Source organism: Micromonospora sp. CA-259024, from assembly GCF_050936255.1.
Taxonomy (GTDB): domain Bacteria; phylum Actinomycetota; class Actinomycetes; order Mycobacteriales; family Micromonosporaceae; genus Micromonospora.
Window position 1 is genome coordinate 2,459,971 of the sequence record NZ_JBNJND010000002.1, and the last position, 16,814, is coordinate 2,476,784.

General features: G+C 71.8%; 16 protein-coding genes and 1 tRNA gene. 9 read left to right on the top strand and 8 right to left on the bottom strand.

Annotated elements, in window-relative coordinates:
* Positions 1 to 3: 3 nt before the first annotated feature.
* The 5 genes from ACQEUX_RS31040 (at position 4) to ACQEUX_RS31060 (ending at position 4,368) form a co-directional block, all read left to right on the top strand.
* Positions 4 to 966 (top strand): UTP--glucose-1-phosphate uridylyltransferase, encoded by a 963-nt coding sequence (locus ACQEUX_RS31040; protein WP_433056054.1) that lies wholly within the window; start codon positions 4 to 6, stop codon positions 964 to 966.
* On the top strand, positions 963 to 2,276 hold the full coding sequence (locus ACQEUX_RS31045; RefSeq protein WP_279515071.1) for a molybdopterin molybdotransferase MoeA: 1,314 nt from the start codon (positions 963 to 965) through the stop codon (positions 2,274 to 2,276). Before ACQEUX_RS31040 ends, ACQEUX_RS31045 begins: the two co-directional genes overlap by 4 nt.
* A 118-nt stretch (positions 2,277 to 2,394) precedes the next feature.
* Positions 2,395 to 3,045, top strand: coding sequence for a GNAT family N-acetyltransferase (locus ACQEUX_RS31050; RefSeq protein WP_433056057.1), 651 nt, complete (start codon positions 2,395 to 2,397; stop codon positions 3,043 to 3,045).
* A gap of 177 nt (positions 3,046 to 3,222) precedes the next feature.
* Positions 3,223 to 4,005 carry a divisome protein SepX/GlpR gene (sepX, locus tag ACQEUX_RS31055; RefSeq protein ID WP_433056060.1) on the top strand — a complete coding sequence of 261 codons (783 nt, stop codon included), beginning with the start codon at positions 3,223 to 3,225 and terminating at the stop codon, positions 4,003 to 4,005.
* A gap of 289 nt (positions 4,006 to 4,294) precedes the next feature.
* Positions 4,295 to 4,368: transfer RNA gene (locus tag ACQEUX_RS31060), tRNA-Ala, on the top strand.
* Between the two features lie 174 nt (positions 4,369 to 4,542).
* On the opposite strand, the gene ACQEUX_RS31065 is transcribed toward ACQEUX_RS31060, so the two are convergent.
* From ACQEUX_RS31065 to ACQEUX_RS31075, 3 genes are all read right to left on the bottom strand, one after another.
* Positions 4,543 to 5,175: a hypothetical protein gene (locus ACQEUX_RS31065; RefSeq protein WP_433056063.1), complete on the bottom strand. Its 633-nt coding sequence runs from the start codon at positions 5,173 to 5,175 to the stop codon at positions 4,543 to 4,545.
* A gap of 327 nt (positions 5,176 to 5,502) precedes the next feature.
* Entirely contained in the window at positions 5,503 to 6,315 is an 813-nt protein-coding gene (locus ACQEUX_RS31070) for a hypothetical protein (protein ID WP_433056066.1), read from the bottom strand.
* Between the two features lie 107 nt (positions 6,316 to 6,422).
* A complete protein-coding gene (locus ACQEUX_RS31075; RefSeq protein ID WP_433056069.1) occupies positions 6,423 to 7,169 on the bottom strand; it encodes a hypothetical protein in 747 nt (248 codons plus the stop codon).
* Between the two features lie 75 nt (positions 7,170 to 7,244).
* On the opposite strand from ACQEUX_RS31075, the gene ACQEUX_RS31080 reads away from it, so the two are divergent.
* Both ACQEUX_RS31080 and ACQEUX_RS31085 read left to right on the top strand, forming a co-directional pair.
* Positions 7,245 to 8,330, top strand: coding sequence for a Gfo/Idh/MocA family protein (locus tag ACQEUX_RS31080; RefSeq protein ID WP_433056072.1), 1,086 nt, complete (start codon positions 7,245 to 7,247; stop codon positions 8,328 to 8,330).
* Positions 8,331 to 8,439: 109 nt separating this feature from the next.
* Complete coding sequence (locus tag ACQEUX_RS31085) at positions 8,440 to 9,453, top strand: hypothetical protein (protein ID WP_433056075.1); 1,014 nt, start codon at positions 8,440 to 8,442, stop codon at positions 9,451 to 9,453.
* 64 nt (positions 9,454 to 9,517) lie between these two features.
* Here ACQEUX_RS31085 and ACQEUX_RS31090 read toward each other — a convergent pair whose 3' ends face one another.
* A complete protein-coding gene (locus ACQEUX_RS31090) occupies positions 9,518 to 10,336 on the bottom strand; it encodes a hypothetical protein (RefSeq protein WP_433056078.1) in 819 nt (272 codons plus the stop codon).
* Positions 10,337 to 10,538: 202 nt separating this feature from the next.
* On the bottom strand, positions 10,539 to 11,195 hold the full coding sequence (locus tag ACQEUX_RS31095; protein WP_433056081.1) for a 4'-phosphopantetheinyl transferase family protein: 657 nt from the start codon (positions 11,193 to 11,195) through the stop codon (positions 10,539 to 10,541).
* 201 nt (positions 11,196 to 11,396) lie between these two features.
* Here ACQEUX_RS31095 and ACQEUX_RS31100 point away from each other — a divergent pair, with 201 nt between their 5' ends.
* The gene (locus ACQEUX_RS31100) at positions 11,397 to 11,666 is read left to right on the top strand and encodes a hypothetical protein (protein WP_433056084.1); all 270 of its coding nucleotides are present in this window, start codon (positions 11,397 to 11,399) and stop codon (positions 11,664 to 11,666) included.
* A gap of 52 nt (positions 11,667 to 11,718) precedes the next feature.
* Here the strand turns inward: ACQEUX_RS31100 and ACQEUX_RS31105 are convergent, their stop codons facing one another.
* From ACQEUX_RS31105 to ACQEUX_RS31115, 3 genes are all read right to left on the bottom strand, one after another.
* Positions 11,719 to 12,498, bottom strand: coding sequence for a peptidase (locus ACQEUX_RS31105; RefSeq protein ID WP_433056087.1), 780 nt, complete (start codon positions 12,496 to 12,498; stop codon positions 11,719 to 11,721).
* Positions 12,498 to 13,781, bottom strand: coding sequence for a VWA domain-containing protein (locus tag ACQEUX_RS31110; protein ID WP_433056090.1), 1,284 nt, complete (start codon positions 13,779 to 13,781; stop codon positions 12,498 to 12,500). The genes ACQEUX_RS31105 and ACQEUX_RS31110 overlap by 1 nt, the downstream gene beginning before the upstream one ends.
* A 365-nt stretch (positions 13,782 to 14,146) precedes the next feature.
* A complete protein-coding gene (locus tag ACQEUX_RS31115) occupies positions 14,147 to 15,808 on the bottom strand; it encodes a dolichyl-phosphate-mannose--protein mannosyltransferase (RefSeq protein ID WP_433056093.1) in 1,662 nt (553 codons plus the stop codon).
* 141 nt (positions 15,809 to 15,949) lie between these two features.
* Here ACQEUX_RS31115 and rsmI point away from each other — a divergent pair, with 141 nt between their 5' ends.
* Positions 15,950 to 16,789, top strand: coding sequence for a 16S rRNA (cytidine(1402)-2'-O)-methyltransferase (rsmI, locus tag ACQEUX_RS31120; protein WP_433057263.1), 840 nt, complete (start codon positions 15,950 to 15,952; stop codon positions 16,787 to 16,789).
* Positions 16,790 to 16,814: the final 25 nt, after the last annotated feature.

Below are 16,814 nucleotides of genomic sequence, written 5' to 3' on the forward strand. Positions count from 1 at the left end.
GGCATGTCGGAGCACTCAGCGAACCCCTCATCGACGGTCGCCGCAACTGACCGTCCCCTGGCGGTCAAGGCCGTCATCCCGGCGGCCGGACTGGCCACCCGGTTCCTGCCGGCCACCAAGGCGGTGCCCAAGGAGCTGCTGCCAGTGGTGGACCGGCCGGTTCTGCAGTACATCGTCGAGGAGGCCACCCAGGCCGGCATCGGTGACGTGTTGCTGATTACCGGTCGGGGTAAGACCTCGATGGTGGACCACTTCGACCGTCGCCCCGACCTGGAGGCCAGGCTGGAGGAGAAGGGCGACGCCGAGCGGCTGGCCGCCGTGCGCCGGCCCAGCGAGCTGGCCGAGATCTACACCGTGCGCCAGCCGGAGCAGCTCGGGCTCGGCCACGCCGTCGGGTACGCCGAATCGCACGTCGGCGACCAGCCGTTCGCGGTGCTGCTCGGCGACGAGTTCGTCAAGCCGTCGGAGCCGCTGCTGCCGGCGATGCTGGAGCTCCAGGCCCGCACCGGTGGCGTGGTGCTCGCCTTCTTCGAGGTCGATCCGGCCGAGACGAAGCGGTACGGCATCGCCTCCGTCGAGCCCGCCGAGTCGGAGCTGAGCGACATCGGTGAGGTCGTCAAGGTCACCGGAATGGTGGAGAAGCCGCAGCCGGAGGACGCCCCGAGCAACCTCGCGGTGCTCGGCCGCTACGTGCTGCCCGGCAAGATCTTCGACGCGATCCGGCGGACCAAGCCGGGCAGCGGCGGCGAGATCCAGTTGACCGACGCGATGGAGCTGCTGCGCACCGAGGGCACCCCGGTGCACGCGATCGTCTACCGGGGCACCCGATACGACACCGGCATGCCGCTGGGCTACCTCCAGACGGTGGTGCAGATCGCCGCCGAGCGCGACGACCTGGGCACCGAGTTCCGGTCCTGGCTGGCCGACTTCGTCAAGGCCGACGCGGCGGGCGGATCTGGTACATGACCGCGACGGCCGACGCCGAGGCGGCCGCGAACGAGTTGACGCCGCTCGCCGACTACCTGGGCAGCGTGCTGCGCAGGTTGCGCGCGCTGCCACCACTCGACCTCGACCTCACCCAGGCGCACGGCAACGTCCTCGCCGAGGACGTCGTCGCGCCGCACGCCTTCCCGGCCTTCGACCAGGCGGCCGTGGACGGCTACGCCGCCCGCTGGGAGGACATCTCGGGAGGGGGCCGGGGCCCGAGCTATGTCCCGGCCCCCTCCGGCACGCGCGGCGGTCGGACCATCCGGCTCAACGTGGTCGGCGATCTCGGCGCGGCGAGCTGGCGGCCGGTCCGGCTCACCCCCGGTTCATGCTTCTCGGTGGCCGCCGGGGCGCCGCTGCCGGTCGCCGCCGACGTGGTGGTCCCGGTGGAGTGGACCGACCAGGGCATGGCCGCGGTGGAGATCTTCCGCACCCCCAAACGGGGGTACGGGGTACGCCGCGCCGGCGAGGAGTTGCCGGCCGGCACCCTGCTCGCCCGGGCCGGCACGTACGTCTCCCCGGCGCTGGTCGCGGTGTTCGCCGCCACCGGCATCGGGCACGTGGTGGTCCGTCCCAGCCCACGGGTGGTCATCGTGGCCACCGGTGACGAACTCGTCGACGTGGGCCGGGGCAGCCAGCCCGGGCAGGTGGTGGACGCGAACTCGCACGCGCTGACCGCCGCCGCGGCCGAGGTGGGCGCACTGGCGTACCGGGTGGGTATCTGCGACGACGACCCGGAGGGGCTGCGCGGGCTGCTGGAGGACCAGACCCTGCGGGCCGACCTGATCATCACCACCGGGGGCACCGGCACCGGCCCCGGCGACATGGTGCGCCGGATCCTGTCCCGCCGCGAGGGCGGTCGCGCCGGGCCGGTCACGTTCACCGACGTGGCGCTCTATCCCGGCACCGCGCTCGGGTTCGGCACGGTCGGCGCCGAGGAGGTGCCGGTGGTCTGCCTGCCCGGCGACCCGGGCGCCGCGTTGATCGGTTTCGAGGTGCTGGCCCGCCCCGCCATCCAACTGCTGGCCGGCGCCGAGCCGGTGTTCCGACCCAGTGTGCGGGCGCACCTGCTGGAGACCGTGTCGTCCCCGGCGGGGCTGCGCGAGTTCCGGCCGGCACACGTCGCCGAGCGGCGCGGCGGCGGGTACACGGTCCAGCCACTCAGCGGTGGGCCGTTCACCCTTTCCGGGTTGGCCGAGGCCAACGGCCTGCTGGTGCTCGGTGAGCGGGTGACCACCGCCGCCGCCGGATCCACCGTGGACGTCCTGCTGCTCGACCGCCGGAGGTGACGGTGCTCCGGTCGGTCCGCCGGCGGGCCGCCCAGGCGTCGCGCGGTCCCCGGTTCATCGTGGTGAGAGTGCCGGGTCCACTTGCGCGCGACACGGTCCCGCGCGGGAGACTGTCCGGGTGAGTCTCTTCGGACCCGCGCGGGCACCGGGCTGGCCGGTGGAGCTGGCGGACGGCCCGGTGTTGCTCCGGCCCTACCGGCGCTCCGACGCCGCGGCGTGGTCGGAGGTACGGCGGGCCAACCGAGCCTGGCTGGCACCCTGGGAGTCGTCGGTGCCCGGCGGTTGGGACGAGCTGAACTCGCCGGCCGCGTTCCGCTGGGTGCACCGCGACCAGCGGCGCTCGGCCCGGGAGGGTGAGGGCATGCCGTTCGCGGTCTGCCTACGCGAGGCCGACCGGGATCGGTTGGTCGGGCACATCAACGTGGGCAGCATCGTGCGGCGGGCGCTCTGTTCCGGCTACGTCGGCTACTGGGTGGACGCCCGCGTCGCCGGTCGGGGGGTCATCCCGACGGCGCTCGCGCTCGCCGTGGACCACGCGTTCGGCCCGGGCGGGCTGCACCGGGTGGAGGTCAACATCCGTCCGGAGAACCGGCCGTCCCGGCGGGTGGTGGAGAAGCTGGGCTTCCGCGAGGAGTCGTACCACGTGCGCTACATGCACATCGACGGCGCCTGGCGTGACCACATCGGATATGCGATGACGAGCGAGGAGGTCGCCGCCGAGGGTGGCCTGCTGGCCCGTTGGCACCGGGTACGCGCCAACGCCCGGTGAGCCGTCCCACGGACGGGATCGGCGCGGCGCGGTGGCATCCCGGTCGGCGCGCCGTAACCTCAAGTAACTGCAAGCTACGGCAAGCGCTCCCCGTCCGGACGATCCACGCACCCAGGCGCGATCGGTGGAAGATCCTGCGGTCGGGTGACGGTTGCTTCGAATTCGGTGACGGGAGGGGTGAGGGTGCCGACCTCGGTGCTCCTCGCCGTCCTCGCCGCCGCCGGCCTGCTCGCCCTGGCCCCGGCGCTGGTTCGCCGGTATGACGCCACCGAGCGGCTGGTGGCGGAGCGGGCGCAGTCGACGGCGCGGGTGCTCCAGCGCCGCCGTCGGCGCCGCACTGTGCCGGGACGGCGGCCCGTCCGCCCTCCGCGTTCACTGATCGTCACTCTCAGCGAGGATGCGGCTACCGGAGCGCTGACCGCGCCGGTCTCCGCGCCCCCGGCCACCCGCCGCTCCGGTCGGCTGCGCGCCGTGCCGCCCGCGCCGAAGCGGTCCCGCCGCCGCCCGCCGCCCCGCCGGCAGCACACCCCCGCCGTGTACCGGCGTCGCCGGGTGCTCGCCGCGCTGCTGCTGCTCAACGTCGTCGAGCTGATCGGCGTGCTGTTCGTCAGCCCCGGCTTCTGGATCGGCTTCTCGGTCACCTTCCTGCTCCTGGCCGTGTACGTCGTTCACCTGCGTGGCCGGGCAGTCGCCGGGCGTCGTCGCCGCCGCGCCCGGGCGCGGGAGGCCGCCTGGCTGGCCGCCCGTCAGGCCGAGGTTCGCCGGGAACAGGCTCGCCGGGCCGCGGCCCGGCGGGAGGCGCAGCGTCGCCTGGCCGCCCAGCGCGAGGGGGTACGCCGAGCTGCCATGGGCCTGGACCGACCGGGGGACCTGCCGGCGGCGGTCAACGGTGGGTCGGTCTCGTACCGGCGGTCGGGCGGGCTGCGAGGCCGCCCGTACGAGGCCGGCCGAGGCGCCTGACCGCCCCCTGACGCCGCAGCGCAGCCTTGATCGAGCGCGGCCCTGATCGCGCGCCCGGCGTTGATCGACGGCGGCCCTGATCGCGCGCGGCGATGATCGACTCGGTTTTGCGGAAGGCGGGGTGTCGAGGCGTCCCGGATGCCCCGATTTCCAGTAAGTCGAGTGGATCTCCGGTTGGGGGCCAGCGCCGCGCCGGGGGCGGATTCGCGGTGGGGGCCGACGACCTGTTAGCCTTGCTGCCGGCCCGCCCGGTGTTAGCCGGGTGGGACCGAAGCCGGTTCGCCGGCGGGGGGCTGTGGCGCAGACTGGTAGCGCACCTCGTTCGCATCGAGGGGGTCAGGGGTTCAAATCCCCTCAGCTCCACCCCAGGTCAAAGGCCGTTTCCCGTAGTGGGAGACGGCCTTTTCGAATCCGTAGCGCCGCTGGCGCTCGACTCCGACCGCGCAGAACACCGGCGGCTGGCGCGGACAGCGGGGCTCCGGAGGCCGCCGCAGCACGACGGCAGACAGTGGGAGTGGTGCTGTCAGCGTGGCACGATCAACTCCACGTAAACCCGGCGAGTTGTTGCTTGAACTGTTTCAGGGTGAAGCGGTGGCTCTCGGGGGGTATGAGCGACAGGGAGTATGTGACCTGTTCGACCTCCCACCAGACCGTCCAAGAGCTTGCTGCGCCGTCGCTGGTGATGATGCCTTGCCGTGAGTGGATCGGGACCGTGGCGATAGTGGCCGACTGGTGCGCCTTGGTTGTGGGTTGCGCGTTGAGGAGCAGCATTGTGCCGCCAGGGTCGCGGAAGCTCTGAAACCAGCGTTCGTCGGGACTCAGGTGCCCTCCGGAAGGATCCCACCGCTTGTCTGCAAGGAGGTCCGGCACATCTCGCTCGTAGTAGGTCGGATGCGGCCGGGTGGTGGCGGCGTCGCGGAGAACCCTGTCACCGAGGGGTTCTTGCAGCGACACGAAAGCGGGCGCGCCGTCACGGGTCCTGGCGCATAACTCTTCTTCTGCTCGCACGATGCTCGTGGTCACCGAAATGACCACCTGGGTGTCGTCCTGATGGGTGATCGTCGCCTCGGGGCGACGCGTGGGCTCTCCGCAGACTGCGCTGTCTGTGCCGGTGGCCACGGTGATCGAGGTGTCGTCGCGAGCGACGATCGCTGCCACCCATGGCAGCACGACGGATCCATCCGGTGTCGAGGCTCGGTCTTCATGCTGCGGTGCCGCCGACGCGGACGGTGTCGCCTGTCGTTGAGGTTCGGCTACGGCGTCTCGGCGACCTGCTCCGCAGGCACCACACAACATCGCGACGAGCACCGCTGCGGTGATGCCCGCAACCTTCCGCGAGCTAATGATCACCGCCGCAGCCTGCCACGAAGTTGAAGCTCCCCGCTGCCCCGCACCGCATCGAGCGGGTGACCACCGACGAGCCAACGGCTCGGGCGAGTGCTCCGGGCGCCCGGCCTTTCCCGACCTTCCAAGGTATGCGACCGAGCCGGCGGGTGGTCAGTGCCACGTGAGCCTGGCAAGTTCCGCGCGAAACTGCCTGAGGCTGAAAGTCTCGCCCTCGGTGGGGCTCAGCCTTAGCGTGTACGTCACGTCCTCGACCTCCCACCGCACCGCCCAGGTGGTTGCTGCGCTGCCGGTGATGGTGCCATTGCGCGAGCCGATGGAGACGGTGCCGACGGCGGAGGGGCGCTCCCCTCCGACCCGGCGGTCCCCAGCCACGTGCAGCACGGAACCGTTCGGACCGTTGTAGCCCTGACACCAACCCTCATCGCAGTGAGTCGAATGCGGGCTCCACCGCTTGTCCGACGTCAGGTCCGGCAGATCACGTTCGGAGAAGGTCGGCGGTGGCAGTGCGCTGGCGGCGTCGCGGAGCACTCGACTGCCGAGGGGCTGCTGCAGTGACACGACGAGGGGCACCCGGAGGCCGGTGGTCGCCGTGCAGTCCGAGAGGTCGACGATGCGACCGCTCACCGCGATGACCACCGAGGTGTCGGTCTGCTCGGTGATCGTTGCCTGCGGCTGCGCGAGTTCCTTGCATGGCCTGTCGCCCGGGCTGGCGTAGACGGTGATGGTGGTGTCGTCACGGGCAACCATCGCGGTGTTCCACTCGATTGCCGGCACCGCAGGCGGTGCCGTGGTGGTGGCCGCGAGCTGCGTCGTGGCTTGGTCGGGCACGCGGCGGCTGAGGAAGATGCCGCCGACGAGCGCGAGGGCGATCAGTACGCCCAGCGTTGCGGCACCGACCCGACGGTAACGACCGACGTGACTCTCGCTGCCGATGTCCGTGACGTGCCGGTCGTCGGTCTGCACAGCTGCCTACCCCCATGGATTGCCTGGAACCGGATCGTACTGAGCAGCCGGTGCTTCCGGCGTCCCTCGACGGGGCACACCAGACGTTGTTCCGCGCGGTGCGAAAGCTAGGAGAAGCGTTCGGTCGTCACGGGTATCAGGCCGTGCTGTCGCATGACGTTCGTCAGCTCGGACAGGGTCGAGCCCACCGCCTCGGTGACGTCGGTCCGCAGCAGCGCGGTCACGTCGAGACACCAGGCGAGGGTGTGGCCGACGTGGCGTAGTTCCCAGGTGAGCTGGTCGCCGTGCTTCTCGAGATGACCGCTCGCGGCTGCCGCGCTGGTGCCGCCGACCGGCGTCTGCCAGATCGCCCGGAGGTTCGTCACCTGCTCGGTGCTGAGATCCTTGGCGAAGAGGACGCGGTACACGCGCTGTTCCTGGAAGCCGGCCGGCGGTTGTGCGGGACCGAGCCGCAGCGGCGGGGCGCTCGCGATCGGTTGGTGGTCAAGGAAGTACGTCCGCAGTGCGGCTTCGTCCGGCAGTTGCCCACCTGTCCAAGCGCGATAGACGCCCTCTGCCTCGCGGCGAGAGGTGGGCGTCACCCTTGCCCGCAACTCCGGGTCGGTGCGCAGCTCGCGGCTCAGCGAGGCGGAACTCCACCAGCCGGCATCCGGCGTCCAGCCCGCGCTGTCCAGGCCCGTGGTGGAGAAGTCGTGGTCGCGGGTGAACTCCTCGACGACGATCCCGTCGGCGTCAGCGGACGGGTCACGGTCCCGTTGTCGAGGCCGGATCAGGTAGTAGTCCAGTGCCGGCCGCCGCCCGGCCAGCTCGATGGTCGCCGTAGCGGGCACTGCGCGCAGGGGGTCGGTGGTCATCAGCGCAACCGTAGCGAAGGCGGTGCCCGCGCCTCCAGAGCGGCTAGCATCCGGATCTCGACGTGAGGAGCCCAGATGACAACGGCGACCCAGACCCGGTTCGGCCTCGTCGGCAGTGGCTGGCGGGGTGAGTTCTTCCTCCGCCTGGCTCGGCTCCTGCCGGAGCGGCTGCGGGCGACCGGGGTGGTCACGCGTACCGAATCGCGTGGTGCCGAGGTGGCGGCCGAGTGGGGCGTGCGGACCTTCCGCACGACGGCCGAACTGCTCGCCCACGAGCGACCGGACTTCGTCATCGTGTCGGTGCCCTGGCCGGTGACCCCCGGCGCGACCCGGGAGTTGGTCGCGGCCGGCGTACCGGTGCTCGCCGAGACGCCGCCCGCCCCCGACCTGGCGGGGCTGCGCTCGCTCTGGGCCGACGTCGGGGGCAGCGGCCTGGTGCAGGTCGCTGAGCAGTATCTGCTGATGCCCGGGCACGCGGCCCGGCTGTCGCTGGTCCGTGCCGGGGTGCTCGGCGAGCCGACCTCCGTGCAGATCTCCTCGACCCACCTCTACCACGCGGTCTCGCTGATTCGTGGCCTGCTCGGGGTCGGTCACGAGACCGCCGAGGTCAGTGCGCGCGCCTTCGTCGCGCCGTTGGCCAACCCGCTGTCGCCCGCCGGTTGGAGCGGCGACGACACCCCGCAGCAACTCTCCACCACCCTGGCGACCATCGACTTCGGCGGTCGGATGGGGCTGTACGACTTCACTGACAACCAGTGGTGGAATCCGTTGCGTACCCGCCGGTTGGTGGTGCGGGGTTCGCTCGGCGAGTTGGTGGACGACCAGGTCGTTCGCCTGGTCGACCCGACCACACCGGTGGAGTCCGCCCTGGTGCGGCGCCAGACCGGCCTGGATCTGAACCTGGAAGGGCTCGACCTGAAGCACATCAGCTTCGACGGCGACGTGGTCTATCGCAATCCGTTCGTCGGCAGCGGGCTCTCCGACGACGACATCGCGGTCGCCGACATCGTCGCCCGTGCCGGGGCGTGGGCGCGGGAGGAGGGTCCCGGGCCGTATTCCCTCGCCGAAGCCTGCCAGGACCACCTGATCAGCCTCGCCATCGAAGAATCGGTACGCACCGGCCAGCCCGTCGTCACCACTACCCAGCCCTGGGCGAGGTAGTCCCGCTTCTGTCGTCCCTCCGACACATCGCAACCCTGAAGCCTGCTCATCAGTGGAACCAGTTATCAACTGACGCCCGGGAACATCCGGGCCCACACGGGGAGCAAAGATGACTCGAAGCACTCGACGCAGGATGCTGGCAGGCGCTGCGGCCGGTCTGCTGGGCACCTCTCTCGGCGTCGCTGTCTCCGGACCGGCGACCGCCGCGCCCGGGGGCGCGGGCGTCCGCGCCTGCACGATCAACACTTTGCCGTACCCGGCCGACACCTACCGTGCCGACGCGAGCGCTGTCGACCCGACGGGCCGCTTCGTCGCCGGCACCGCCCTGCGGGTCGGTGAGGTCGACAACCAGTACCTGCTGCTGTTCTGGGACGGGCAGCAGGTCACCGAGGTCGAGGCACCGGGCATGAGCGACCCCGTCGACATCAACGCCGATGGCGTCGTGATCGGCAACGGCTCGGCGGCGGGCACTGGCATCGGCCAGCCGTGGAGGTACCGCAACGGCAAGCTCGAGCAGTTGCCGGTGCTGCCGTCCACCGGCATCTTCGTCACCGCCATCAACGACGCCGGCGACATCGTCGGCTACGGCTCGGACATCGTGGCCGGGGAGTGGGTCGGGCTGCGCTGGCCGGCCGCCCGTCCGGACACGGTCGAGGTGCTCGACGCCCCGGTCAACGCCCAGCCGACGGGGATCACGGCGAACGGCACCATCGTCGGTTACGCCGGGCCCTTTGGCGACTGGAGCGGCTGGGTCCGCCGGCCGAACGGCCGGATCGACGCGCTCACGGTCCCCGGCGGCGGGTCCACCACGGTCGCCGCAGCGGCGGGCCGCTGGGCGATCGGCCAGGTCTGGCTGGGCGGCACCAGCCCGACCAAGGTGCGCTGGGACCTCCGGAACGGCTCGTACACGACGCTCGACCAGGAGTTGCCCGGACTGACGGACGTCAACGTCAAGGGCGTCGTGGTGGGCGGTGACCGGGTCTCGCGCGGGTCCACCTCCCGGGTCCTGCCCGGCGGTGGCGACCGGGTGGGCATCGGTGCCCAGTCCATCGCCGACACGGGCACCATCGTCGGGTTCCGCAACGGTGACCGGGTGACCCCGGTGCGCTGGACGGGCTGCTGACCCACCGATTCTCCAACCACGTGGGGCCGACCCGTCGGGGCCGGCCCCACGTCACGTCACCGCGCTACGGCTTCCACGAGCCGGCGGTCTCGAACCCGTGCTGGTACACGAGCACTCCCTTGGTGTCGTGCACGTCGAAGACGACGCTGCCGGTGCGCCTGCTACCGGCGGTGAGGCCGTTGTCGGACGGCATCGGCTTGCCGCAGCCGGAGAACGCCCCGGCGATCGCGTTGGTCTCGGTGCCGTCGGCGGCGACCCACTGGAAGAAGAGCGGGTTCGCCGCGGCCTTGCCCTTGGTGACGGCCACCGTCACGTCGGCGATCACGTACATGCCCTCGTCGGGCTTGAGGCCGGTGGAGCGGCAGGGTTTGGTGGCGCTGCTGAACTTCGTCACGGTGATCTCGACGGTGCCACTGTCGCCGTCAATGACCAGGGTGTCTCCGGGGGACATGTTGCGGGTTTCGCCCTTGGCCGGCGGTGGCGTCGACGAGGGTGCGGTGGCCAGCGGCTGCCCGACGTCCCGGGTCGTCTCGGGGGTGGGCAGTGCCTCGGTCACCGTGGTCGAGGCCCGGTTGGTGCCGATGACGACCGCCACGATGCCGCCCGCGCACAACAGCAGGGTGAGTACGGCCGTGGTGACCGCGACGACCACGGGGGCCTTGCTGGAGCCGTTCGCCTGCACCGGTGGCGGTGCGATGAGCTGATAGCCCGGCCCACCCGCCACCGGGTATCCGCTGCCAGCGCCCGCGTATCCACCGCCGGCCGCCGGATACGCGGCACCCGAGAAAGGCGGCTGCGGTGTCGCCGTGAACGGATGGGTCGGCGGCTCCGGGGTCGACTGCTGGGGATCTTGCGGCCCGACGGGGGGATGGGGGTGGGTCACCGTACTCCTTGACGCCTCGGTACGTGCGGTTCGGGAATCACCGACGCTACCGTGGGTGGCGGAACACCCGGTCGCCGCGCCGGATTCCATCCCACCATCGGTGCTGGTGCACCCATAAGTCCAGCGTGGACGGTATGCGACCGGGCAATCGGAGCCACTGTGGACTGTGGTCTAACCGCTACTCCGAGTGATCAGGGCGAGGTCAGCGCAGCGAGAGGACGGCGGCGGTGCGGACCAGCCCGTCGGCGATCACGAATTGGCCGCTAATCGATGTCGGTGGGTCGTCGACCGCCGCCGCGTCCACCCGGGCCGGCGCGATCCGGGCCGTGAACGTGCCAGCGTCCGGATCAAGTTCGAGGCGGGCGTCCTGAAAGTCCAACCAGCTCCGGACGACCGGGTACCAGACCTTGTAGACGGTCTCCTTGGCACTGAACAGCACGACCGGCCAGAAGGTGCCGCTGGGCAACCGCGCGCAGGTGGCCTCCTCCTCGGGCAGCAGCACGAGTCTGCGTACGCCCGGGCTGACCTCGCGGTGCTGCTCGGCGTCAATCCCGACGGACCGGATGTCGGTGGTGTACGCCGCCGCGGCGGCGCAGTAGCCGGTGGTGTGGGTGATGGTGCCGACCACCCCGGCCGGCCAGACGGGTGCACGGTCGGCGGCGCTGGGCACGGCGGTCGGTGGCAGACCGAGATCGGTCAAAGCCCTGCGGGCGCAGGCCCGACCAGCGGTGAAGTCCCGCCGACGGGTCTGCACGGCCCGCTCGCCGAGGCATGCCTGCTCAGCGGGGAGCAACTCGCCGGTCCAGTCGTCCGGCCCGGCGACGGCCACCGCGACTGTCGCCGGCAGCAGGTCACGCATCGCCGTGGCCTACCGGTCGGTAGGGACGGAGCATCCGGTCAAGCGTCAACTTTCCGACTCCCACGACCGGAGAAGGTACCGCAAAGATGTAACACCGGAGGGACGCGTAGCGCCATCCCTGATGGCTCCGGGGGGACCACCATCACATGCTGTCCGGCAGGGCAGCTCTGCCAGTCCCGTGGACATCTGGAAGGACGTGCGATGACCGATGGTGCGGAACGGCCGGGGGTGCGGGCTGACGATCACGCCCCGAAAACCCCCTGCTGGAGTTGCAGCTCCTGCGGCGACGAGTGGCCGTGCGCGACGAAGCGCAGCCGGCTGCTGGCGGAGTACGGGGATGACCGGGCGATGCTCAGCGTCTACCTGGGCTCCTGTCTCGCCGCCGCCACCGAGGATCTGCGTACCGCCCCGGTGATGTCGCTCCAGGACCGGTTCATCGGCTGGTTGCCGCGCGGCTCCCGGCCTCGCTGAACCGCCGGTGGCCCCGCCGCCGGGCGGGGCCACCGGCGGGGCCGGGCGGAGCTCAGCGACGCCGTGGGCGCCGGGTCAGCGCGAAGCCAGCCACGCCCGCCACCGCGGCGAGCACGCCGCCGATGCCGGTCCAGACCCAGCGCGAGCCGAGGTCCGGCAGCCAGTCCGAGGGCGAGTCGCCCTCGTCGGCCTCCGCGTCCACCGGGGGTACGGCGTTGAGCACCGTGCCCGCCTTCGTGTTCGGCACCAGTGGTGCGGCCAACTCGCCGTCGTCGGCCGAGGCGCCCCGGTCGGCGATGGTGCCGACCAGCAGGTCCACGTCGATCGGCGCTCCCAGGTCCGGCTCCGGCAGGTCGATCACGGAGAGCCGGATGACGTACGTGCCGGGCAGTGGATCGGCCGACCAGGGCTCCGCCCACGGCCGCACCTCGCGCAGCGTGCAGCCCAGCGCCACGCTCGACGCCTTCGCGTCCACGGTCGGGGTCTGCGCCCCCGCGGTGCACGCCTGGCGGCGGCGCAACCCGTCGAAGACGTCGACCGTCCAGGTGGAGGCGCCGCTGCGGCCCTTGGGGAAGGTGACGGTGGCACCGATCTCGTGCACCTGACCGGCCGCCGCCGGGAACGACCAGTAGAGGTGGTCGCCGATCGAGGCGTCCACCCGGACCGGTTGCCCGGCGGTGATCGGGGTGGCGCTGAGGAACGACGTGCCGGCCCGGTTCACCGGCGTGGCACCCGGGGACGGGGTCGGGGCGGCGACGGCCGCGGCGGGAAGCAACGCGGCCCCGCCTGCGGCGAGCAGCGCCGCCAGCGGCCGGAAGAGTGCGGTACGCATCAGTTCTCCCTCCAGGTGGCGACCCACCAGCGGGTGAGCAGGCCGGCGAGCAGGCCGGTGATCAGTCCGGCAACGGTGAGCAGGGTGAGCAGCACCCAGCCCCGGCCGAGGTCCGGTCCGTTCGGTGCGGGCGCGGCGGCGACCACGTCGATGGTCAACTCCACCGGCATGCCCGGGGTGGCCGCGGTGCCGGGGCGTGCGGCGAACGAGTTGCTCACCACCAGGCAGACGGTGGTGGGTTCGACGACCGGTGCGGAGCTCTCCTCGTCCTTCGCGGCATCCTCATCGTCGGCCGTGGCCGACCAGCGCAGCCCGGCGGAGAGCACATCGGCCCGGCCGCTGCCGGCGTCCGCGCCCCGGACCAGTTCCCGCCCGTCCGCCGCGGTGGCCCGCAGCAGGACCCCGTAGTCCCGGTTCACGGGTCGGTCCAGCGCCATGCTCACCGAGGCCCGCAGCTCCTGCCCGGGGCGTACCGGCACCCGGTAGTAGCGGTGCTCGGAGAACGCCTCCCGGTCGGCGTAGACACCGGGGGCGAGCAGCGGCGCCGAGTCGCAGGCGCTCGCGCCGCCGACCACGGTCGGGGCCCTGGTGTGCGTGTCGCCGGCCCGCTCGACGAGCTGTTTGATCCGGTCGGTCAGCTCCTCGGCGCTCTGCGCGGCGGTGTAGGTGCCGCCGGTCGCGCTGGCGATGCAGAGCAGTTGCCGGCGGACCTTCTCGTCGGGGGCGAGACCGAGGGTGTCGACGACCAGGCTGGTGCCCTGGGCGGCCAGTTCCCGGGCCACCTCGCACGGGTCCGGCGGAGCGCAGGTGTCCTCGCCGTCGGTGATCAGCACGATCCGTCGGGTGGTGGCCCCGGTGCCGAGGTCCTGTGCGGCGGAGCGCAGTGCGAGGCCGACCGGTGTGAAGCCGGTCGGCCGCAGCGTCGCCACAGCGGCCTTGGCCGCGGAACGGTCCACCGGTCCGACCGGCACGATCTGCTGCGTGTCCTGGCAGCCGACCTTCTTGTCCTTGCCACGGTAGGTCGCGCCGAGCACCCGGATGCCGAGCTGGGTTTCTTCCGGAAGTGCGTCCACCACCTCGTTGAAGGCCTGCTGTGCGACCGCGATCCGGCTGCGTCCGTCGATGTCGGCGGCACGCATCGAGCCGCTGACGTCGAGCACCAACTCGACCCGGGGCGGCTCGGGCACCGGCTCCTCGTCGGCCTGCGCCGGGACGGGCCCGGCCAGCGCGGTGGTCGCCAGCAGTCCAAAGAGGATAGCCGTCGATCGTTTGAAGTTGATCACGGCCCGCAGTGTAGTGAGATCCACTTTGGATGATCGTTTGGGTGGCCGGCGTTCTGTTTCTGGCATCTCCGGCCAGGTCGACGACCGCCCCTGACCGGCGGTTTCCGCGCTCTGGGTCCACGCCGGGTCACCCTCGGTCAACTGCCGGAGGGGAGGGGTCGGCCCGGCCTCTATCCGTCGGAAATCTGACCCAAGTCCACCCGTTGTGCCGGTGGTGCGCGGTGGTTAAGCTCTTCTTGCGCGCCCCAATCGCCCGCTTCCCCCGTGGCAGGCGATCGGGGCGCGCGTCTTTGTCAAACGGGCCCGCACGCCGAAGCGTGCGGGCCCGTTTCCGTCGCGCTGTGCGGCGCGTCGCCTGTCGGTGCTTATATCCACCGACCGTCGAGCCACATCCGGGACAGCCAGTCCGAGTACGGCATGACCCGGCCGACGAAGATCGGATAGAAGTACGCGAAGCAGAGCCCCACCAGCAGCACGTACGCCCCGGCCGCGACGCTGCCCACCAGCCGGCGTTCGTAACCCGGTTCGCCGGGCAGCAGCGGCGCCACCTCACCCACGTCACCCCCGGCGGGGGCGATCAACGCGCCCAGCACGTACACCACGGCCAGGACCAGGAACGGCAGTGCCGGCGCGGCGTAGAACGAGAACATCGTCCGGCCCTCAAGGGCGATGGCGAACCAGGGCAGCAGCCCGGCCGCCACAGTCAGCAGGATCGCGCCGGCCCGCCAGTCCCGACGGGCCACGCCCAGCCACGCCAGTGCCACCAGTGCGGGCAGGAACGACCACCAGAGCAGGGGGGTGCCGAGCAGCAGGATCTCGGAAGCGCAGCTCGGCGCGCCGCAGACCCCGTCGCCGGACCAGTGGAACGCCACCGGGCGGCCGAGCAGCAACCACTGCCACGGCCACGACTGGTATTTGTGCGCGTCGTCGAGCTGGGCGTGGAAGCCGTACGCCGCTCGGTGGTACTCGAAGAGGTTGATCAGCGGGCCGATCACCGGCCGATCACTGAGCGGGGCGCTCGGGTAGGACGACGCCAGCCGGTAGTAGCCGTCGTCGCTGAGCAACCAGCCCGACCAGGTGGCGAGATAGGTGCCCACCATGAGCACGCCGGCGAGCACCAGCCAGGGCAGCTCGTCGAGCAGGGTGTCCCGCCAGGGCCGGCGGACCCCCGCCGAGCGGCGGACGCCGACCTCCCACAGGAGCACCAGCAGCGCGAAGGCCGGGACGAAGTACAGCGCGCTCCACTTCACCGCGCAGGCGCAGCCGATCAGCACCCCGGCCGCCAACCGCCACCACGGCCAGGTGCGCCAACCGGTCGGCGGCCGGCCGGCGCGGCCCGGCTGGCTCGGGTCGAGCCCGTCGTCCAACGCCCGGGCCCAGCGACGGCGGCGGGCGTCCCGGTCGAGCACCAACGCGCCGAACGCGGCCAGCACGAAGAAGAGCAGGAAGATGTCGAGCAGCGCCGCGCGGGACAGCACCAGGTGGAAGCCGTCCAGGGCGAGCAGCAGGCCAGCCGCGCAGCCGAGCACCGTCGAGCGGAACATTCGCCGACCGATGCGGACCAGCAGCAGCACCGACAGCGTGCCGATCACGGCCGCCGAGAACCGCCAGCCGAACTCCGGCGCGGTCGTGATCAGGTGCCCCGGGACGGAGACCTTCGACTCCGCGTCCTGATAACCGAAGGCCCACTCGCCGAGGCCGATCAGCCACTTGCCCAGCGGTGGGTGCACCACGTACGACGGGACGTTGTCCTTGTAGTTCCACTCGACGCCGCGGGCGATGAGCCCGTAGGCGTCCTTGGCGTAGTACGTCTCGTCGAAGATCTTGCCCTTCGGGCTGGACAGCCCGACGAAGCGCAGAATCGCCGCGATGGCCACCACCACGGCGGTGGCCAGCCAGGAGAACCGGTCCAGTTGGGTGTCGACGGTGGCGAACCGTCGCCGAACCACGGCAGACACCCCGCCGCCACCGGCGCGCGGTGCGGTCGGCTCCTGGTTGGGGCTGGGATCGCCCGTCACCTCGACCATTTTCGCAGGGTCGGCGCTCGGGCTCTGCGCTGTCGACGCACTCGTCACCCGGCGATCGTAGGCTGCCAAGGTGTCCGGTGGCGCCCGTCGTCCCTGATACCGGTACTCACCGTCGATGAAGGAGACGATTTCGTGGGTGAAATGTCCGAAGCTGGGCGCCTGATCCTGCTCGGTGCCCCGCTCGGCAACCCCGCCGACGCCTCGGCCCGATTCCGGGAGGTGCTGGCCGGTGCCGACGTGGTGGCGGCCGAGGACACTCGACGGCTCACCCGGCTGGCCCGCGACCTCGACATCACTGTCGGCGGTCGAATCGTCTCCTACTTCGAGGGGAACGAGGAGCGGCGCACCCCCGAGCTGGTCGAGGTCATCCTCGGCGGGTACGTGGTGGCGCTGGTCACCGACGGGGGGATGCCGAGCGTCTCCGATCCCGGCTACCGGCTGGTCCGGGCCGCGCTGGATGCCGGGGCGCCGGTCACCGTCGCCCCCGGCCCGAGCGCGGTCACCACCGCACTGGCGGTCTCCGGGCTGCCCTGCGACCGGTTCTGCTTCGAGGGCTTCCTGCCGCGCACCCCCGGCGCCCGCCGATCCCGGCTGCGCGCGCTCGCCACCGAGGAGCGCACCCTGGTCTTCTTCGAGGCCCCGCACCGGATCGCCGCGGCGCTCACCGACCTGGCCGACACGTTCGGCGCGGACCGGCCGGCCGCGCTCTGCCGCGAGCTCACCAAGACCTACGAGGAGGTGCTCCGCCGTCCCCTCGGCGAGCTGGCCCGGTGGGCCGCCGACGGGGACCCGCGCGGAGAGATCACCCTGGTGGTGGCCGGGGCGCCGGTGACCACCCCCGAGCGGCCCGACGACGACACCCTGCGGGCGGCGGTCGCCGAGCGGGAGGCCGCCGGCCGGTCCCGGCGGGACGCCATCACCGACGTCGCCACCGAGTACGCGCTGCGCCGCCGGGACGTCTACACGATCGTGCACAGCTGACCGGTCGGGTGCACCAGGCGGCGGG